The 18,956-nt window shown below is 44.8% G+C and carries 20 protein-coding genes and 1 other annotated feature; of the genes, 18 read left to right on the top strand and 2 right to left on the bottom strand.

Annotated elements, in window-relative coordinates:
* Positions 1-17 precede the first annotated feature (17 nt).
* The 14 genes from mreC to pheA all read left to right on the top strand — a co-directional run bounded on the left by mreC (position 18) and on the right by pheA (position 11,438).
* Positions 18-908 (top strand): rod shape-determining protein MreC, encoded by an 891-nt coding sequence (gene mreC, locus J7E32_RS08455; RefSeq protein WP_041964020.1) that lies wholly within the window; start codon positions 18-20, stop codon positions 906-908.
* Positions 905-1,420, top strand: coding sequence for a rod shape-determining protein MreD (mreD, locus tag J7E32_RS08450; protein ID WP_214906388.1), 516 nt, complete (start codon positions 905-907; stop codon positions 1,418-1,420). The genes mreC and mreD overlap by 4 nt, the downstream gene beginning before the upstream one ends.
* Before the next feature lie 403 nt (positions 1,421-1,823).
* On the top strand, positions 1,824-2,504 hold the full coding sequence (gene minC / locus J7E32_RS08445; RefSeq protein ID WP_214906385.1) for a septum site-determining protein MinC: 681 nt from the start codon (positions 1,824-1,826) through the stop codon (positions 2,502-2,504).
* 1 nt (position 2,505) lies between these two features.
* The gene (minD, locus tag J7E32_RS08440; RefSeq protein ID WP_214906383.1) at positions 2,506-3,309 is read left to right on the top strand and encodes a septum site-determining protein MinD; all 804 of its coding nucleotides are present in this window, start codon (positions 2,506-2,508) and stop codon (positions 3,307-3,309) included.
* A gap of 147 nt (positions 3,310-3,456) precedes the next feature.
* A complete protein-coding gene (locus J7E32_RS08435) occupies positions 3,457-4,236 on the top strand; it encodes a M23 family metallopeptidase (protein WP_214906380.1) in 780 nt (259 codons plus the stop codon).
* Positions 4,229-5,095: a M50 family metallopeptidase gene (locus J7E32_RS08430; RefSeq protein ID WP_214906377.1), complete on the top strand. Its 867-nt coding sequence runs from the start codon at positions 4,229-4,231 to the stop codon at positions 5,093-5,095. The genes J7E32_RS08435 and J7E32_RS08430 overlap by 8 nt, the downstream gene beginning before the upstream one ends.
* Positions 5,096-5,324: 229 nt before the next feature.
* Positions 5,325-6,779: an Rne/Rng family ribonuclease gene (locus tag J7E32_RS08425; protein WP_214906374.1), complete on the top strand. Its 1,455-nt coding sequence runs from the start codon at positions 5,325-5,327 to the stop codon at positions 6,777-6,779.
* A gap of 89 nt (positions 6,780-6,868) precedes the next feature.
* Positions 6,869-6,949 (top strand) — a sequence feature (ribosomal protein L21 leader region).
* 15 nt (positions 6,950-6,964) lie between these two features.
* A complete protein-coding gene (rplU, locus tag J7E32_RS08420) occupies positions 6,965-7,273 on the top strand; it encodes a 50S ribosomal protein L21 (RefSeq protein ID WP_023627147.1) in 309 nt (102 codons plus the stop codon).
* Positions 7,274-7,288: 15 nt separating this feature from the next.
* Positions 7,289-7,621, top strand: a complete 333-nt coding sequence (locus J7E32_RS08415; protein ID WP_214906371.1) for a ribosomal-processing cysteine protease Prp — start codon at positions 7,289-7,291, stop codon at positions 7,619-7,621.
* A gap of 13 nt (positions 7,622-7,634) precedes the next feature.
* Positions 7,635-7,925: a 50S ribosomal protein L27 gene (gene rpmA / locus J7E32_RS08410; RefSeq protein WP_023627149.1), complete on the top strand. Its 291-nt coding sequence runs from the start codon at positions 7,635-7,637 to the stop codon at positions 7,923-7,925.
* Positions 7,926-8,095: 170 nt separating this feature from the next.
* A complete protein-coding gene (locus J7E32_RS08405; protein ID WP_214906368.1) occupies positions 8,096-8,635 on the top strand; it encodes a sporulation initiation phosphotransferase B in 540 nt (179 codons plus the stop codon).
* 47 nt (positions 8,636-8,682) lie between these two features.
* Positions 8,683-9,975, top strand: a complete 1,293-nt coding sequence (obgE, locus tag J7E32_RS08400; protein WP_214906365.1) for a GTPase ObgE — start codon at positions 8,683-8,685, stop codon at positions 9,973-9,975.
* A 135-nt stretch (positions 9,976-10,110) separates the two neighbouring features.
* Positions 10,111-10,563 carry an ACT domain-containing protein gene (locus tag J7E32_RS08395; protein ID WP_214906362.1) on the top strand — a complete coding sequence of 151 codons (453 nt, stop codon included), beginning with the start codon at positions 10,111-10,113 and terminating at the stop codon, positions 10,561-10,563.
* 32 nt (positions 10,564-10,595) lie between these two features.
* Positions 10,596-11,438 (top strand): prephenate dehydratase, encoded by an 843-nt coding sequence (pheA, locus tag J7E32_RS08390; RefSeq protein WP_214906359.1) that lies wholly within the window; start codon positions 10,596-10,598, stop codon positions 11,436-11,438.
* Positions 11,439-11,474: 36 nt separating this feature from the next.
* Here pheA and J7E32_RS08385 read toward each other — a convergent pair whose 3' ends face one another.
* Both J7E32_RS08385 and J7E32_RS08380 read right to left on the bottom strand, forming a co-directional pair.
* Positions 11,475-12,014 (bottom strand): transcription repressor NadR, encoded by a 540-nt coding sequence (locus J7E32_RS08385; RefSeq protein ID WP_214906356.1) that lies wholly within the window; start codon positions 12,012-12,014, stop codon positions 11,475-11,477.
* Positions 12,015-12,073: 59 nt separating this feature from the next.
* The gene (locus tag J7E32_RS08380; protein ID WP_214906353.1) at positions 12,074-13,213 is read right to left on the bottom strand and encodes an IscS subfamily cysteine desulfurase; all 1,140 of its coding nucleotides are present in this window, start codon (positions 13,211-13,213) and stop codon (positions 12,074-12,076) included.
* A 609-nt stretch (positions 13,214-13,822) separates the two neighbouring features.
* Between J7E32_RS08380 and nadB the strand changes: the two genes are divergently transcribed.
* The 4 genes from nadB to safA all read left to right on the top strand — a co-directional run.
* Positions 13,823-15,439, top strand: a complete 1,617-nt coding sequence (gene nadB / locus J7E32_RS08375) for an L-aspartate oxidase (protein ID WP_214906350.1) — start codon at positions 13,823-13,825, stop codon at positions 15,437-15,439.
* Positions 15,408-16,289: a carboxylating nicotinate-nucleotide diphosphorylase gene (gene nadC, locus J7E32_RS08370; RefSeq protein ID WP_214906347.1), complete on the top strand. Its 882-nt coding sequence runs from the start codon at positions 15,408-15,410 to the stop codon at positions 16,287-16,289. The genes nadB and nadC overlap by 32 nt, the downstream gene beginning before the upstream one ends.
* Positions 16,261-17,367: a quinolinate synthase NadA gene (gene nadA / locus J7E32_RS08365; RefSeq protein ID WP_214906345.1), complete on the top strand. Its 1,107-nt coding sequence runs from the start codon at positions 16,261-16,263 to the stop codon at positions 17,365-17,367. The genes nadC and nadA overlap by 29 nt, the downstream gene beginning before the upstream one ends.
* A 167-nt stretch (positions 17,368-17,534) precedes the next feature.
* Positions 17,535-18,956: SafA/ExsA family spore coat assembly protein (gene safA, locus J7E32_RS08360; RefSeq protein WP_214906342.1), on the top strand; the 1,422-nt coding region annotated here is incomplete at its 3' end.

The raw sequence follows: 18,956 nt of genomic DNA, 5'->3' as shown, positions 1-18,956 counted from the left end.
GATTAGAGGTGTAAATCATGCCACAGTTCTTCTTTAATAAACGCCTGATAATGCTGCTTGTGAGCATTATAGTCCTCGTGGCATTGATTGGATTTTCTTTAAGGGAAAGAGAAGAATTGACATGGCCCGAGCAGTTTGTCAAAGACTCTACAAGCTGGGTTCAATCCGTTGTCTCAAGACCTGCGAATTATATTGCCGGTTTAATCGAAAACCTTCAAGACTTGCAAAATACATATCAGGAAAACAAAGAGTTGAAGAAACGCGTTGATGATATGGCCCGCCTTGAAGCGAAAGTATACTCCCTTGAAAAAGAAAACGAGGAGCTTCAGGAAATTTTAGATAAGAAAGAATCACTTGCAGACTATGAACCAATTCAGGCAGTCAGGATTGCAAGAAGTCCTGAACGCTGGAATGAACTGATCATCATCAATAAAGGTGCTTCTAACGGTGTTGAAAAAAACATGGCTGTTATCACTGCAAAAGGATTGATTGGCAAGGTAAAGAGCACCACACCATTTTCGGCAACCGTGCAGCTGATCAGTTCCATTGACCCGACCAACAGGATTTCTGCGATTCTCCAGGCAGAAAAGCCGCTTTACGGCACAATTGAAGGGTATGACAAGAAGAAAGAACTTCTTTTGTTAAAAGGGCTTCCGTATGATGCGGAAATTGAAAAAGGGCAGAATGTCGTTACCACTGGCATGGGTGGAATCTTTCCGAAAGACCTTCCAATCGGGAAAGTTGTCAAGGTTGTCCCGGATCAATTTGGCCTGAATCAAACGGCATATATTAAGCCGGAAGCAAATCTTTATGATTTGGAACATGTCATGGTTGTCAAGAAATCAATGGTCTCAGTAGACCTTGAAGAAAGCTTGGAAGATAGTGAAGGTGAGGAGGAAGGCAATTGATCCGTTTCCTGCTCCCGGCACTCTTCGCTTTGTTATTCATCCTGGAAAGTTTGTTTGTCGAACTTCTGCCTGCAGAATTATTCAACAGTGACCGGATTCTTGTTCCGCATTTCCTCATGGCAGGAATTTTATTTTTGACGGCATACCTGAGCCCGAAACATGGAATTCTTTATGGCGTTATCTTTGGACTGCTTTTTGATGTTATCTACACAGAAATCATCGGGATCTATCTATTTATGTTCCCGTTCATCGCCTATTTGATCGCAAACATGATGAGGATCCTACAGACCAATATATTGATCGTTTCAATCCTATCGCTTCTTGGCATCGCGCTTCTGGAGGCAGGAGTCTACGAGTTGATGCTGTTGATAAAAATTACTGATCTGGACTTTTCGACCTATGTTAAAATAAGACTAGTCCCGACTTTGATATTAAATCTTGCTTTTATCATCTTGGCTGCCTATCCATTTAAGAAACAGTTCGAGAATGCTGCAGACAGAATCAAAGACTGATGATCCGGTTGTATTTTGGGAGGCATCTCGAAAAATCTATCGAAGAGCAATGAAGAGAAAATATTGATGAAGGCTACTCAAATAAAGGAATTCTGCGGACACTTGTCGAATTTCTTTCAGAGTATGAGAAATTACTTAAAACAGACAATTGTCTTGCGCTTTTTGTTCTGATATAGAAAGTTTAAACTTTTACACTTAGATTAGTGTCTAGCTCCAGCGCCTAGCCAGTTTTCATCCCCGATAATGCTTCCTCGAGTATCTTGTGATAAGCGTTAGCTTTGAGCAGCTCGAGACGTTTCGGTCCAGCCAAGGAAGTCAAAGAACGACTTCACAGGTTGGCCATCCAAAGCTGGTCGGGGCTGACCAAGGCGCTTGTGCTTTTCGTATGAGGTGAACATCCAGTATGAAGAAAACACAAAATGTGACAATAAAAGGAACAAAAGATGGACTTACGCTCCATTTGGACGATACTTGCTCCTATGATGAATTGAAGAAGGAACTCGATCGGAAGCTTTCGAATTCAACTCGTGTTCAGGAGGAGCAGCAGCTGCTTTCGGTTAAGGTGAAGGTAGGAAATAGGTACCTTACGAAGGCTCAAGAGGAAGAGCTGAAAGACCTGATCCGTCAGAAGAGAAACTTAATCGTTGAGGATCTTGAGACGAATGTAATCACCAGGCAGGAAGCTGAGAGGCTTCGTCAGGAAACAGAAATCGTACCTGTTGCCAAAGTCATCCGTTCAGGCCAGGTTCTTGAGATAACAGGGGATTTGCTGCTTATTGGAGATGTCAACCCTGGAGGAACGGTAAAGGCAACAGGGAATATTTTTATCATGGGTTCCTTGAAAGGGGTTGCACATGCTGGTACGGAAGGGTATAACGAAGCGGTCATTGCTGCCTCTGTCATGAAGCCCTCGCAGCTCAGGATCAGTGATTGCATCAACCGGGCTCCAGACCATGTCCCTGAGGACGAAGGCCGAGTGATGGAGTGTGCTTACATATCTGAAAGTCAACAGATTGTTGTTGATAGATTGCAAGTTTTAATGAAGAAAAGACCTAGTTTAACTAGATTTGAAGGAGGCCTCTAAAGTGGGAGAAGCGATAGTAGTTACATCCGGAAAAGGCGGGGTTGGCAAAACGACAACTTCTGCTAATATTGGTACAGCTTTGGCACTTCAAGGCAAAAGAGTCTGCCTTGTCGATACAGATATCGGCTTGCGCAATTTAGACGTTGTCATGGGGCTTGAAAACCGCATTATATATGATCTTGTTGATGTAATCGAAGGAAGATGCAAGATTCATCAGGCACTAGTAAAAGATAAGCGCTTCGATGACCACCTTTATTTGCTCCCAGCTGCCCAGACGAGCGATAAAACTGCGGTTCAGCCTGAACAAATGAGAAAATTGGTGAACGAACTGAAGCAGGATTATGATTATATCGTCATCGATTGCCCGGCTGGGATTGAGCAAGGCTATAAAAATGCCGTTGCCGGTGCTGACAAGGCGATTGTCGTGACGACACCAGAAGTATCCGCGGTCAGGGATGCTGACAGGATTATCGGCCTGCTAGAAAAGGAAGAAAATGTTGAATCACCAAAACTTGTCATCAACCGGATCCGTACCCATATGATGAAAAATGGCGACATGCTTGATGTGGATGAAATCACGACACATCTTTCGATAGATTTAATCGGGATTGTCGCCGATGATGATGAAGTCATCAAAGCATCAAACCACGGTGAGCCAATCGCACTGAATCCAAATAGCAAAGCATCAATCGCATACAGGAACATCGCAAGGAGGATTCTCGGCGAGTCGGTTCCATTGCAGCAATTAGACAACGATCATCAAGGCGTATTTTCAAAGATTAAGAAGTTCTTCGGAGTCCGCTAATTACAAGGCATCTGCTTCTCGTTTATACGAGGACAGATGCCTTTTCTATTTAATCCTCAGTTTCTTATAAGTGAAATTGTCATACTATTGTTGGACAGGTCATAGACTTGTACTAACTTAGAGTACATGGGGAATGGTGGGGATTGGATGAACTCGAGAGCTGACGATATACGCAGAAGGATGATGAAAAGGAAAAGAGAGCGGGAAAGAATGGAGAAGATGAGCCATAACCGCTTTTTCTCGACGGAGGAAGAACGGCATGGTTTTGACAGGATTCCATCTTATGACACGGGTCCAGGTGAAGGCGGACACCCTCTATTCAAAAAGGAAGTGTTTCTCTTCAAGGTACTTGCTTCCGCTTGCCTTGTTTTGATTGTTGCCATTATTTTTCGGAGTCCATCTGAAAAAGCAGAAACAATCCAGCAATATGTGAAGCACACGATGGATCAGGAATTCCAGTTTGCTGCCGTTTCAGACTGGTATGAAGACCAATTTGGCAAACCGCTGGCCTTGCTTCCTGCCAAAAAAAGTGGTGATGAAGAAAACAAACAGGATTTAACTCCAGACAACCAGTATGCACTCCCTGCTTCCGGAAAGATCCTTGAAGATTTTGGCGACAATGGCCAGAGAATTCAGATTGAAACTGGCAAAGGTGCTGGCGTGGAAGCCATGGATGAAGGGCTTGTCCACTTTGTCGGCATGAAAGAGGGGTTCGGTAAAACGGTCATTGTCCAGCATGCGGACAAGAGTGAAACATGGTACGGAAATCTCGATAATATCGATGTGAGCCTCTATGAGTATATCTCTAAAGGAGCGAAGGTAGGTACGGCAATGGATAGTACGGATGGAATCAAAGGTTCATTTTATTTCGCCATTAAAAAAGGGGATGACTTCGTAGATCCCGTCCAGGTGATCAAGTTTGAATAAAGCCATTGCGTTATTGCGAAAAATACACATCCATCCTTTGTTGTGGGTGATCATCGCCCTTGCTGTTGCGACCGCGCATTTTATAGAGCTGATGATGGTGCTGCTGATTATTTTTGTTCATGAAATGGGACATGGTGCTGCAGCTTCTTTTTTTTCGTGGAGAATCAAGAAAATCGCCCTGCTCCCTTTTGGCGGGGTAGCTGAAATGGATGAGCACGGGAACAGGCCGTTAAAAGAAGAGCTGATTGTTGTTCTGGCAGGCCCCCTGCAGCATGTTTGGTTGATGGCACTGTCCTATATCCTGTTTGTTACAGGGATTTTTCCGGAAAAATGGCATCTGCTGTTCATTCAATATAATACAATGATTCTTCTGTTCAACCTTATCCCGATCTGGCCTTTGGATGGAGGCAAGCTGGTGTTCATTTTGTTATCAATGAAAAAGTCCTTTCAGGAAGCTCACCTGAGGACGCTATATGTTTCAGCCGGAACATTGATGATATTTTCGGCGGTCCTTATCATCATCGCCCCGTTGACATTGAATGTCTGGGTCATCATTGGTTTCCTGGCGTTTTCGCTTTACTATGAATGGAGGCAGCGGCGGTTTATCTTCATGCGTTTTTTGATGGAAAGGCATTATGGGAAACAGGTCGATTTGCGGGAACTCAAGCCAATCAATGCAGCAGAGAATGAAATGGTTGGCCAGGTCCTTGAAAAGTTCCAGCGTGGCTGTAAGCATCCAATCATCGTCAAGCAGAAGAACGGCAAGGAAATGGTCATGGATGAGAATGAATTGCTCCATGCTTTTTTCAGTGAGAAGTTATTATCTGCGAAAATTGGTGATTTGCTTTACACTTTCTAAAATAGGATAATAAAAGCAGCGCAGACACTCTTTGCGCTGCATTTTTTTTTATTACTTTATAAGTATTAATCTTTTTGCACTAAGATTAGTGTCTAGCTCCAGCGCCTAGCCCCTCGAGGTCGCTTCGGTCCGCCCAATGAAGTCAAAGAGCGACTTCACTGGTCGGCCCTCCAGCGCTTGTCGGGGCTGATCAAGGCGCTTGCGCATTTCTAGAGGTTAAGGAGAAATAATGAACCAGTTAATTATCAATGCAAATTCAAGAGAGAAACGCTTCGCTTTGGTCAAAAATGGCGAAGTCGAAAAAATATATATTGAACAGCCTGGCCAACAATCACTGGTCGGGAATATTTATCTTGGCACCGTTGAAAAAGTGATTCCAGGGATGAACGCAGCGTTCATCAATTTCGGCGAAGAATTAAGCGGTTTTCTCCAAAAAGATAAGCTGGCATCCTATGTCCAGTCTGACGACGAAAATAAAGCAAATCGCTCGATCTCTTCGTATGTCCATCAAGGAGAAAAGCTGCTGGTCCAGGTTGAAAAGGATGCCGCTGGTACAAAAGGAGCGAGGCTGACGGGAGTCATTGAATTACAGGGTGAGAATCTTGTCTATATGCCCCAGGGAAAATACATAGCTGTTTCTAAAAAGGCAGAATCACCAGAGGTCAGAAATAAGTGGAGAGAATTCGCCAGCGAGGTCAAAACGCCCGAGGAAGGTCTCATTTTCAGAACCGAAAGTCTGAGCCAGACCGAGGAAGCAATCATGCGTGAGCTTGAGCAGCAGCGCCTTCAATACACTCAATTGAAAAAGACCATGTCGGGAATGAAGAAGCCTGGAATTGTTCACAGCCGCGATTATTTTTTTGAGCAGGCTGTGGCAGCACTTTCTTCTTTTACAAAGGGAGAAGTGATTACGGATTGCCTCGATTTTAAGAAAAGAATGCAGCATCATATCACAGAAGGTATAGAGATAGAGTTTTATAATGGGAAAGATCAAATTTTTTCCTTTTATAAAATCGAAACGGAAATCGAGCGGCTGCTTAAAAGGATCGTTTGGCTGGAAAAAGGAGCTTATATGGTCATTGACCAGGGAGAGGCACTTACGATGATTGATGTGAACACAGGCAAGTTTTCCGGTAAAACTAACTTGCGTGACACTGTCATGAAAACGAACATGAATGCGGCAGTTGAAGCGGCAAGGCAGATCAGACTCAGGGATCTTGCCGGCATCATACTGATCGACTTTATTGATATGAAGACTGATAGTGAACGGAACAATGTGCTGGAAACGATACAAAAAGAACTGCACCAGGATGAGCGCAGGACACGGATCATCGGCTTTACCGAGCTTGGCATCCTTCAGTTGACAAGAAAGAAGACGAAGCAGTCGCTGGCCGAGACTCTGACTCAGAAATGCTGGACATGCGGAGGTACAGGAGAGGTGCTGAGCGCGGAATCCGTCGCATACAGACTCGAGCGTGCTCTGTGGGAGTACAAAAACTCCGATTATGAAGAAATTCATGTAACCGCGACGAAGGAGGTCATAATCACTTTTTCCGGTGAGGCTGATATCCATAAATTGAGGCTTGAAAAAGCGTTAGGCTTTAAGATACAATTCTCAGTGTCAGACGCGGGGAAACCTTTTTATGAAATTCTTAAGGTTGGTGCTTCGACAGAATTGAGTTGAACCAAAGCTGGCCATTAAAAGAACATCGATTATTATGTTGACACTTTCGTTAAACATATGGTAGTATTTTAATGTTATTGTTTGTAGCACCCGTGCTACAACCGCACACTTCAGGTATCTAAGCTTTGCAAATACGCAAACGCCTGCGGTTGGCGAGTCTGAGTCTAATGAGGAGGTGCAATGGAATGTACGCAATTATCGAAACTGGCGGCAAGCAAGTAAAGGTAGAAGAAGGACAAGCAATCTACATTGAAAAGCTAAACGCGGCTGAAGGCGAAACTGTAACTTTTGACAAGGTTCTTTTTGTAGGTGGCGATAACGTTAAAGTTGGTAGCCCAGTAGTTGAAGGCGCAACTGTAACAGCTAAAGTTGAAAAGAATGGCCGTCAAAAGAAAATCATCGTTTTCAAGTACAAAGCGAAAAAGAACAATCGTAAGAAGCAAGGTCATCGTCAGCCTTACACTAAAGTTGTTATCGAAAAGATCAACGCTTAATTAAGGCGGATTACCATGATTCGTGCAACGATTAATCGTACAAAATCCGGAAGCATCCAATCGTTTACGATCAGCGGCCACGCTGGATTCGCTGCCCATGGCAGCGACATTGTCTGTGCAGGTGTTTCGACCATCTCAATCGGGACAGTCAATTCCATCATTGGATTGACAGGTGTCACACCGGACATTGAACAAGGCGCAGATGGTTTTCTCCGCTGTGAGATCCCGGACAATTTGCCTGAGGATACACAGGAGAAAATCCAGTTGCTCTTAGAAAGCATGGTCATTACATTGCAATCGATGGAAAAAGAGTACGGAAAGCACATAAAATTAACCTTCAAACAGTAGGAGGTGGAACAAAATGTTAAGATTAGATCTTCAATTCTTCGCTTCTAAGAAGGGTGTAGGTTCTACTAAGAACGGACGTGACTCAATCTCTAAGCGTCTTGGCGCTAAGCGTGCAGACGGTCAATTCGTAACTGGTGGTTCTATCCTTTATCGTCAGCGCGGAACAAAAATCTACCCAGGTGTAAACGTGGGTAAAGGTGGAGATGACACTCTATTCGCTAAGGTTGACGGCGTCGTTAAATTCGAACGTCTTGGCCGTGACCGCAAGCAAGTAAGTGTTTATCCTGCAGCTCAAGAAGCGTAAGCCAAAGAGAAGCCCTAACCACTGCGGTTAGGGTTTTCTTGTATTTTATGGCTTTAGTCTCATGGACATGATAAAAAAATCCAACTAACTTAAATACATAATTAGCTTACGCAGAATGGCTTTTTTGTTATACTTACACCAAGTAGTCTTATGAGTAGGAGTATGTGTGTATGAAAAAAGAGTGGGATACAATCGAGGTTTTGCGCCATGCACGCCATGATTGGATGAATCAGCTTCAACTAATTAAAGGGAATTTATCGCTGAATAAAGTGGACCGGGCTAAAGAGATCATTGAAGAAATTATCATGGAAGCCAGGCAGGATGCAAAGCTATCTAACTTACATCTTCCTCAGTTTGCCTCTACATTGTTAACCTGCAATTGGGAGAATCATCATTTCCAATTGGAATATGAAGTAATGGACTCCCAAAACTTCCACAGATTAGATGACCAGTTGTTGACTCGCTGGACAGAGCAGCTTTTTGATGCATTGAATTCTTCGATTGAACCATATCAGGAAAATCATCTCTCCGTTACAATTGAACCGCAGGAGAAAGGAATCGGGTTCTTTTTTGATTTTAGCGGAATAATAAATGATAAAAATCGCTTGAAAAGTTTCCTAGACGAGCAGCCGGGTTACAATATGAAAGTAATGTCGGATGGCGTGGTCGATGGGGAATGGACGATAGAAGTTTTCTTGGAAACACTCTAGGGAAACATAGAAGCGATAACAAATTTCAGACAGGTGGTAATGACATAATGTTTGTCGATCAGGTTAAGATTTATGTAAAAGGCGGGGACGGCGGCGATGGAATGGTCGCGTTCCGACGTGAAAAGTATGTTCCGAAGGGTGGTCCGGCTGGCGGCGACGGCGGTAACGGTGCAAATGTAGTCTTCCAGGTGGAAGAGGGACTGCGCACGCTGATGGATTTCAGATACCAGCGCCACTTCAAGGCACCGCGCGGCGAGCACGGAATGTCTAAAAACCAGCATGGCAAAAATTCGAAGGATATGATCGTAAAGGTTCCACCAGGGACAATTGTTTCCGATGCCGAGACTGGCGCGATCATTGCTGACCTGGTAGAGCATGGCCAGAAGGCTGTCATCGCGAAGGGCGGACGCGGCGGACGCGGCAACTCACGATTCGCAACACCGGCGAACCCGGCACCAGAGCTTTCTGAAAAAGGTGAACCAGGACAAGAAAAAGAAATCATCATGGAATTGAAACTTCTTGCGGATGTAGGGCTGGTAGGCTTCCCAAGCGTAGGAAAATCTACGTTGTTGTCTGTTGTTTCAGCAGCCAGACCGAAAATTGCGGAATACCACTTCACGACGATTGCTCCTAATCTCGGTATGGTTGAAACAGAAGATGGCAGAAGCTTTGTTCTTGCGGACTTGCCAGGTCTTATCGAAGGTGCGCATTCAGGTGTAGGACTTGGGCATCAATTCCTGCGCCATATCGAACGTACACGCGTCATCATCCATGTAATCGACATGGCCGCCACAGAAGGCCGCGATCCTTATGAGGATTATTTAACAATCAACAATGAATTGAAAGAATATAACTTGAGGCTGACGGAGAGGCCGCAAGTAATTGTAGCCAATAAAATGGACATGCCAGAGGCGGAAGAAAATCTGAAAATGTTCAAGGAAAAGCTCGGGGACGAACACCCTGTTTTCCCTATCTCAGCTGTTACTAGAGAAGGTCTGCGTGAATTATTGTTCGCTGTAGCTGACCTGATTGAAAAGACTCCGGAGTTCCCTCTCATTGAAGAAGAGGAATTAGAAAAAGATGAAAACCGCGTGATGTACAAGCATGAAAAAGCAGAACAGGAATTCCAGATTACCCGCGAATCGGATGGAACATTTGTCATTTCGGGTGACAGTATTGAAAGGCTGTTCAAGATGACTGACTTCTCAAGGGATGAATCTGTCCAAAGGTTCGCCCGCCAGATGCGCGGCATGGGTATTGATGATGCTCTACGTGAAAGAGGCGCGAAGGATGGAGATACAGTCAAGCTGCTTGAATATGAATTTGAATTCGTGGAATAGGCTTAAATGATTTTAGAAGGTCGATTAGCCAGCACAGGTTAATCGGCTTTCATCTTTAAAAATGGTTGTTTTACGAAATGGTTCTTTTTAAAAGTAAAAATAAAAAAAGGCTGGCATTCGGATGGGGTGGTGGAGATGAAGCAAAATCAAGATAGTAAGTTTTACCTTGTTCGTGAGGATGTCCTGCCTGAGGCGATGAAGAAAACGCTCGAGGCAAAGGAATTGATCGAACGTGGTAAAGCAGAGTCGGTCTGGGATGCAGTGCAAAGGGTTGACTTGAGCCGGAGTGCATTTTATAAGTACCGTGATACGGTCTTTCCTTTCCATACAATCGTGAAGGAAAGGATCATTACGCTGTTTTTCCAGCTTGAAGATCGGTCTGGTACGCTTTCTGAGCTGCTGAGTACGGTTGCTGCTACTGGCTGCAATGTTCTGACCATCCATCAGACCATTCCTCTGCAAAGCAGGGCGAATGTAACGCTAAGCTTGAATGTCACCGAAATGAGAGTCGAAATGGATGAGATGCTCGCAAGGCTGAAAAGACTGGAATTCGTAGAAAAAGTTGAAGTACTTGGATCTGGTGCTTAAAACAGAGTGTTTTGTAGCAGGGGGAGATGAGCTTGAATATTGGTTATCTTGGACCGGAAGCAACATTTACAGACTATGCTGCCCGGCAATTGTTTAAAGAGGCTAAGAGAATTCCGTTTGTGAGTATACCAGAATGCATGGATGCTGCTTCAGCAGGAGAAATCGATGCAGCCATCGTACCGCTGGAAAACTCCATCGAGGGTTCAGTAAATGTCACAATCGATTATTTAGTCCATGAAACAGACCTCCAGATTGTAGGGGAAGCGGTGGTGCCAATCAGGCAGCATCTGCTGGTTCATCGGAATCATATCGAACAGTGGAAGGAAGCTGAATTGATTTGCAGCCATCCACATGCACTAGCACAGTGCCATAAATTTTTACATAAAGAATACAAGGGAATTCCTCTTGAACATATGTCATCCACAGCAGCAGCGGCTAGGTATGTACAGAGCCATCCTGACCGGAACATCGCCGCAATCGCTAATAGCCTTGCAGCTGAGGAGTACGGTTTAGCTCTGGCTGAGCAAAATGTCCATGATTACAGCTATAACCATACCGTATTTGCTGTGCTGGCGAAGGAAGGGCATGACATTTACATGGCTCCAACCGAAGAGACCAAGACAAGTTTGATGATTACACTGCCTTCGGATCGGGCAGGAGCACTGCACCAGGTTTTATCTGCTTTCTCATGGCGGAAGCTCAATCTGTCCAAAATTGAATCGCGCCCAATGAAAACAGGGTTGGGAAAATACTTTTTCATTATCGATATTAATTTGAAAATGGATGATGTTTTGATTCCAGGATCCATTGCTGAACTGGAGGCATTAGGCTGCACTGTTAAAATGCTTGGAAGCTATTCGAGCTATAAGATATAAAAAAATCCATCATATGTGATGGATTTTTTTTGATTTCTATTCTAAATCAATAAGTAATTTTTCTTTTCTTAGCGTTTCTTCTGCTGCATCCAGCGCTTTTTCCGTCGGAGCAGAAATTGTGTGCAAGTGGATTCCGTCCGTTAACTCTGATAAATAGGAAGCTTTGGTGGCTCTGATTTTTTCCATGAATTGTTTTACTTCGTTTCGATTGGACACCATGATGGAAGCTGTTAAATCCCCATACACAGGATGCTCAATCTTTACGTCTTTTACGGTTACTCCGTGATCGACAAGAAGCAGGAGTTCTTCTTCTGTCCTTTCAGGGCCATGGGAGACGGCAATGGTTCTTTCCGCTGCTGAAGGACGTGATGCATGCATATATAGATATCCCTGGCTGGTAGCAATGATTGGTTCGTTTTTGGCTTTAAGCAAGGTAATATCGCCAACAATGACCTGTCGGCTTACATTCGTTATCGCCGAAAGCTCGCCTCCGGTTATAGGCTCACTGCTTTCCTGCAGACGTTTCAGGATGTAGGCCCGCCGTTCATCTCCGAGAATTTTCGTGGGTTCCTTCATATTCCGATCTCTCCTTCGACTTCTTCATTCGAGAATTTTACCATAAAATCAGCTTGAAGTTAAACGACCGGGACCTGTTTGATGATTGCTGCAAGCATTTTCCCTAGATTGACAGCATCTTCCTGCTGCGTTTCCCTCCCGAAAGAAATTCTGAAAAATTCCTTTGCTGGTTTGCCGTTAATACCCATTGCAGACATGGTCTTCGCAGGTGAAAGCATGCCGGTATGACAAGCTGTGCCGGTTGAAATCGCAAATCCATTGCGATTGCATTCAAGCAGGACATATTGTCCCTCGAGTCCTTTTATCGCCATTCCCAAAATACCTGGAAGCTGTTCATCCCCCTCTGTTCCAAAAATCCCGATTGACTCCCTGACTTCTGAAAGGGAATCGATAAGAGCCTCTCTCAGTTTATTAACTCTTTTCGTTTCTGTATCCATGAGAGAATGTGCTTTTTGCGCTGCTGCGGTCATCGCTGCGATTCCCGGGACATTGACCGTGCCAGGCCTGAATCCTTTTTCATGTACAGTTCCATCAATATAAGGTTTCCAGGCAAGCTTGGGATTTACATATGCCGCTCCAGTTCCTTTAGGTCCGTAAAACTTATGCCCTGAAATCGAAAGGGCATCTACACAGCTGGCCAGCGGGGCAACTGGAATTTTTCCGAAGGTCTGCACGCAGTCCGTGTGAATCAGTATATCTTTAGAGCGGCAATAATCAGCCATTTTGATGATTGGCTGGATTGTTCCGACTTCTGGGTTGCCATGCTGAATCGAAACGAGCACAGTTTCAGGTCGGACAGCTTCGATGAAATTCGCAAGCTCAATTTTGCCATTTGCGTTCAATGGGAGGTATGTGATATCCCATCCTTCTCCTTCAAGCTTTTTCATCAAATTATAGACGGAGGAATGTTCAGCACCCCCAGTAATAATATGATTGCCTTGTTTTCTTTTGGCAGAGAGGAGCGCCATAATCCCAAGATAATTCGCTTCAGATCCTCCGCCTGTAAAATAAATCCCCGCCTGATCAACACCAAGCAAGCGCGAAAATTCCTGTCTGCAGCTCTCCAAAAGATTAGCAGAAGCACTGCCAGCTTCATGGAGACTTTGACTATTCCCAAAGTACTTTGTGGATGCCTGGATATAAATATCTGCCGCTTCCCGGTCAAGCGGGCATGTCGCCGCGTAATCGAAATATTTCATAGGTTCGCTCCTGTTCAACTTTTATATCTTGCTTGTACTCGAAGATTTGAATTGTTCTTGGCTTACAATCACAAGAAGTTTCAACTTGTGCCCGAAAACTGTCTTTCTATCGATTCACGGTCACAAGAAGAGGCAACTTGTGCCCGAAAACTGCCTTTCTATCGATTCACGGTCACAAGAAGAGAAAACTTGTGCCCCAAATCTTCCTTTCTATCAATTCACGGTCACAAGAAGAGAAAACTTGTGCCCCAAATCTGCGTTTCTATCAATTCACGGTCACAAGATGAAGCAACTTGTGCCCGAAATCTGTCTTTCTATCGGATTACGGTCACAAGAAGAGGCAACTTGTGCCCCAAATCTGCCTTTCTATCGGATTACGGTCACAAGAAGAGGCAACTTGTGCCCTAAATCTGCCTTTCTATCGAATCACGGTCACAAGAAGAGACAACTTGTGCCCGAAAACTGTCTCTCACTCCTATCACGGTCACAAGCATACACTCTGTGCAGTGCTTGCTTTCTCCTCTGGCAAAATAAAAGTTCTTGTCAATAGTGTAAATGTGTGTAAATATATATGTCAAGACACCTGTTAATCCAGGAGGCTATCATTATATGAAACAATCAGATGTAATCATTGTTGGCAGCGGGATTGCTGCACTTCAATTGGCCAATCAATTAGCAAAGAGTTTAAATGTGATTATTCTCACAAAAAAGGAACTGACAGCAGGAAATTCTTATCTTGCGCAAGGCGGGGTTGCAGCGGCGGTTGCACCAGGCGATGACCCTTACTTTCATTATCTCGACACAATGGAAGCAGGAGCTCACCATAATAACTCTGAGGCTGTACTTGAAATCACCAAAAAAGCACCGGAGTTGATTAAAGGATTATGGAAATCAGGCTGCCGTTTTGATGAAGATGCAGATGGAAAATTGATGCTGGGGATGGAAGGAGCTCATAGTGAAAAGAGGATTGTCCATAGCGGAGGCGATGCGACTGGTAAGCATATGGTCGACTTTTTGCTCTCGAACCTGGATGGCAATATTTCAATTGAACAGTCCGCATTTGTGTATGAGCTATTGATAGAAAGCGATGCAACTCGTTGTATAGGTGTGAAAGCGAAACTCCCTGATGGAACGAATGAGGTATATCTTGCTCCACATGTAGTCCTTGCTACGGGGGGCTGTGGGCAAGTCTTTGCCTTCACTTCCAATGCTGAAACAGCAACCGGTGATGGAATGGCACTGGCTTACATGGCAGGTGCTGAGCTGGCCGATATGGAATTTGTCCAGTTTCACCCCACACTTCTTTATGTAAATGGAAAGACGAGAGGCCTAATATCTGAAGCGGTTAGGGGTGAAGGGGCCGTATTGGTGACTGTTGAAGGCAAGCGGATCATGGAGGGTGTTCATCCTTTGAAGGATCTGGCACCGCGGCATATTGTCTCCCAAACTATTTATGACTACTCGCGAAGAGGAATTCAAATTTATTTAGATATCACAAACCTCCCTGATTTCAGCAGCCGCTTCCCAACGATCAGCAAGCTTTGTTCTGAGCGTGGGATAGATATTCGTAAAGGCTTAATTCCTGTTGTGCCTGGCAGCCATTTTATCATGGGCGGGATAAAGACCGATTTGCAGGGCCGAACCAGTATTCCCGGACTGTATGCGATTGGTGAAGCGGCATGTACAGGAATCCACGGAGCAAATAGACTGGCCAGCAATTCCTTATTGGAAGGTATGTTTGTTGGCGGCAATCTTGCTGATTGGATCAACAGCCATCAAGCTGCCAGCAGAGAAGCAGGAAGAATTACGGAAATTCATTACCAAGCTGCCAAAAGAGAAGTCAACATGAATCAAAATGTATCCGGAGGCGATCTTCCTGACATCGACTCACTAAAACAAACAATGATGGACCGGACAGGAATTGTCCGTACTAAGGAGTTGCTGACTTTACAGAATGAATGGCTTGATCAGTTCAACCTGGACCAATGGCTGAAGTCTAGCCTGGACCATTTGCAGCCATCTGAGTTAAATAGGCTGTTCATGTATATCACCGCCTCTTTAATCACCCAGTCAGCTTTGGAAAGAACAGAGAGCAGGGGAGGGCACTATCGGAAAGATTTTCCCCATGAAGATAACGCCAATTGGATGAAGAAACAAATCATCCATCAACGAAAACACGTAAAGGATGGTAAGCATGAATTCAATCAAACTGCGCTTGCTACTTGAACAATTTTTTATTGAAGATATTGGTGAACGAGATGTCACCAGTGAACTGATTTTCGGAAATAAAAATAGAGGAAACCTCGTTTTGATCGCTAAGGATGAAGGGATTTTCTGTGGCGAGCAAATCATCCATACAGGCTTCCGGCTGCTTGATGAGAGCAGTCAGATTACCCTGAAAGTGAAAGATGGAGAGAAAGTTGTGAAGGGCCAGGAACTTGCCTTGATCCACGGCAGGGTTTCCGGTTTGCTAAAAGCAGAAAGAGTCGTCCTTAACCTTGTTCAGCGGATGAGCGGGATTGCGACGAAAACGAATGAGGCTGTCAAAGTATTAGACAGCGCGAAAACGAGAATCTGTGATACGCGTAAAACTACCCCGGGTCTCAGGATGCTTGAGAAATATGCAGTCCGTTGCGGCGGCGGCTTCAACCATCGTTATGGGTTGTATGACGCTGTGATGATCAAGGATAACCACATCTCATTCGCGGGCTCAATCAGCAATGCCGTTGAAGCAGTAAGGTCAAATCTTGGGCATATGGTGAAGGTCGAGGTTGAGATTGAAACGAAGGACCAGCTTCTGGAAGCAATTGCTTCAAAGGTTGACTGCATCATGTTCGACAACAGGCACCCTGACCAGATCAAGGATTGGATTAATAATGTGCCTGCAGGAATTTTAACAGAGGCATCTGGAGGCATCACACTAGATAACCTCCATAGCTACAGTGATTGTGGTGTGGACTATATTTCGCTTGGGTTTCTTACCCATTCCGTAAAATCTTTGGATATCAGCGCAAAAGTGATGGCAGATAAGAAAGGGGATTTACAATATGAATATATTGGAGACGCTCGAAGCTAAGTCCAGGATGCTTCCTGAAAAGTACAAAAACATGTCTGTCCAGGAACTTGAAGACATGATCAAAAGCATTAAGGAGAAGATGGGCGAGAAGCTCTTTATCCCGGGGCATCACTATCAAAAAGATGAAGTCATCCAATTTGCCGATGCGACAGGTGATTCTTTGAAGCTCGCGCAGCTTTCTGCAGATAACAGGAAAGCGGAGCATATCGTGTTCTGCGGCGTCCATTTCATGGCTGAGACGGCAGATATTTTAACAACTGAAAGCCAGAAGGTCCATTTGCCGGATATGAGGGCTGGCTGCTCCATGGCGGATATGGCTGATATATACCAGACCGAAAGAGCGTGGGAGTTCCTTCAGGTGTTGTTTGGCGACACCATTTTGCCGTTGACGTACGTGAATTCGACAGCAGCGATTAAATCCTTTGTCGGAGCCAATGGGGGTGCGACTGTGACTTCCTCTAACGCCGAGAAGATGGTGCGCTGGGCATTTTCAAAAAAAGAACGCCTGCTTTTCCTTCCAGATCAGCATTTAGGGAGGAATACAGCTTTTAACATTGGAATCGGCCTGGACGAAATGGCCGTTTATAATCCGATTGAAAATATTCTCGAGTACGATGGCCCGCTCGAAAAAGTAAAGGTCATCCTCTGGAAGGGACATTGCTCTGTTCATGAGAATTTTACAGTGGAGAATATCGCGGATGTCAGGTCAACATATCCTGATATGAAAGTCATTGTCCATCCAGAATGCCGCCACGAGGTTGTGGCACTAGCTGACATGGCAGGATCGACGAATTACATTATTGAAGCAATAGAAGCTTCCCCTGCAGGCTCATCATGGGCGGTCGGAACAGAAATGAATCTGGTGAACCGCCTGATTTCTCAACACCCTGATAAGCAGATCATTTCTTTGAACCCGCATATGTGCCCGTGCCTGACAATGAATAGAATCGATTTGCAGCATCTTGCCTGGAGTCTCGATTCGGTTGTCCAGGGGCAGGAAATTAATCTTATAAAAGTGGATGAAGAAACAGCATTTAATGCGAAGCTGGCCCTAAACCGCATGCTTGAACAATCATAAAATGGAATCCTTCCCGGGCCGGGGAGGATTTTTTTTATGGGAAAAGCTTAATCTTATGCTGAAAAACATATTTATTTACATAGAAGCATAAGTTTTTCTGAAGATTGTTAGCAATTTGCCCACACCAACATAGAATATATGGACTTATGCCATAGGAGGGAATCAGAGTGAAAATCCATATCGTACAGAAAGGGGATACTCTTTGGAAGATCGCCAAGAAGTACGGCGTGAACTTTGAAGAGCTGAAAAAGATGAACGCGCAGCTCAGCAACCCTGATATGATTATGCCCGGTATGAAAATAAAAGTTCCAACCGCTGGAGGAACAGTAAAGAAAGAAGCTCCAATCGCAGGTGGAACGCCTCAAGCAAAAATCAATATGGGTGGCAAAAAGGAAATGCCGATTGCCAAAGAGAAACCAATGCCAATGCCAGAAGTGAAGAAAGAAGTTCCAAAAGAGGCTCCAGTTAAGGAACAGCCGAAGGTGGAAATGCCTAAACCTGTTCCAAAGGAAGAGCCAGTTAAACCATATAAACCGAAGATGCCGGTACAAATCAAGCCTGAGATTGACATCAACAATTACTATATGATGAATATGGCTAATATGCAGATGCCGCCGCAGCCGCAGCCAAAACCGCAGCCAAAACCACAGCCAAAACCACAGCCAAAACCACAGCCGAAGTTGCCGCCTAAACCAGACAATATCTTCCCGGAAGTAAAACCAGAGGTAAAGCCTGAAGTGAAGCCAGAGGCAAAGGCTCCAGTCAAGCAACAGGTCAAACCACAAGTTAAGCAAGAGGTAAAACCTCAGCTGCCGAAAACTGAGATGAAACCAAATGTGAAGCATGAAATTAAGCCCGAGATAAAAATTGAAAAGAATAATTTTATGGATGAATCGCCATCCATGATGCCGTTCATTCAAGGAGGTTACCAGCAGCCAATGATCCCTTACCCTTATAACTGTTATCCAGGGGCGCCTTCCATGTCAGGCCCTGCTTATGGCTATCCAGGAACCCAGCAAATGCCTTATCCACAAGTACAGGGAGTTTCACAATATCCAGGAATGATGCCTAACATGGCAATGCCGGCAGAAGATATGGAATCTTCATCTTTTGCGAATATGCAAATGCCGTTGAGCCCGGCTATGGAAAATATGCCTCATCATGCAGCTCCGCAAATGACAGGTCCAGTCTTCCACGGTATGCCGATTTCGCCGGTCATGCCTGGACCAGGCTACTGCCCGCCGTATGAGCAGGGATATCCGCAGCAGATGCCATACATGCCTCAGGTAGCTGGTGCGATGGATCAGATGCCAATGCAGCCGCAGGTTGGCGGAATGATGGATAACCAAATGCCACAAGTCGGAGGTATGATGGATAATCAGCAAATGCCTCAGGTCGGAGGTATGATGGATGATGAATCTTCTGAAATGCCAATGCCTCAGATGCCGCAAGTTGGCGGGATGATGAATAACCAGATGCCACAGGTGGGCGGAATGATGCAGGGCCAGATGCCGCATCAAATGCCTCAGGTCGGAGGAATGATGCAGGGTCAGATGCCGATGATGCCACAGGTCGGTGGAATGATGGAT

This window comes from Bacillus sp. ISL-55, assembly GCF_018613155.1.
In the GTDB taxonomy this organism is placed as follows: domain Bacteria; phylum Bacillota; class Bacilli; order Bacillales; family Cytobacillaceae; genus Mesobacillus.
This window is presented reverse-complemented; position numbering and strand designations above follow the sequence as displayed.

What these genes read in the sequence shown, in the direction of transcription:
- mreC (WP_041964020.1), top strand. Translation starts at nt 18, where the DNA reads ATGCCACAGTTCTTCTTTAATAAACGCCTGATAATGCTGCTTGTGAGC.
- minC (WP_214906385.1), top strand. Translation starts at nt 1,824, where the DNA reads ATGAAGAAAACACAAAATGTGACAATAAAAGGAACAAAAGATGGACTT.
- J7E32_RS08435 (WP_214906380.1), top strand. Translation starts at nt 3,457, where the DNA reads ATGAACTCGAGAGCTGACGATATACGCAGAAGGATGATGAAAAGGAAA.
- J7E32_RS08425 (WP_214906374.1), top strand. Translation starts at nt 5,325, where the DNA reads ATGAACCAGTTAATTATCAATGCAAATTCAAGAGAGAAACGCTTCGCT.
- rplU (WP_023627147.1), top strand. Translation starts at nt 6,965, where the DNA reads ATGTACGCAATTATCGAAACTGGCGGCAAGCAAGTAAAGGTAGAAGAA.
- J7E32_RS08415 (WP_214906371.1), top strand. Translation starts at nt 7,289, where the DNA reads ATGATTCGTGCAACGATTAATCGTACAAAATCCGGAAGCATCCAATCG.
- rpmA (WP_023627149.1), top strand. Translation starts at nt 7,635, where the DNA reads ATGTTAAGATTAGATCTTCAATTCTTCGCTTCTAAGAAGGGTGTAGGT.
- J7E32_RS08405 (WP_214906368.1), top strand. Translation starts at nt 8,096, where the DNA reads ATGAAAAAAGAGTGGGATACAATCGAGGTTTTGCGCCATGCACGCCAT.
- obgE (WP_214906365.1), top strand. Translation starts at nt 8,683, where the DNA reads ATGTTTGTCGATCAGGTTAAGATTTATGTAAAAGGCGGGGACGGCGGC.
- J7E32_RS08395 (WP_214906362.1), top strand. Translation starts at nt 10,111, where the DNA reads ATGAAGCAAAATCAAGATAGTAAGTTTTACCTTGTTCGTGAGGATGTC.
- J7E32_RS08385 (WP_214906356.1), bottom strand. Translation starts at nt 12,014, where the DNA reads ATGAAGGAACCCACGAAAATTCTCGGAGATGAACGGCGGGCCTACATC.
- J7E32_RS08380 (WP_214906353.1), bottom strand. Translation starts at nt 13,213, where the DNA reads ATGAAATATTTCGATTACGCGGCGACATGCCCGCTTGACCGGGAAGCG.
- nadB (WP_214906350.1), top strand. Translation starts at nt 13,823, where the DNA reads ATGAAACAATCAGATGTAATCATTGTTGGCAGCGGGATTGCTGCACTT.
- nadC (WP_214906347.1), top strand. Translation starts at nt 15,408, where the DNA reads ATGAATTCAATCAAACTGCGCTTGCTACTTGAACAATTTTTTATTGAA.
- nadA (WP_214906345.1), top strand. Translation starts at nt 16,261, where the DNA reads ATGAATATATTGGAGACGCTCGAAGCTAAGTCCAGGATGCTTCCTGAA.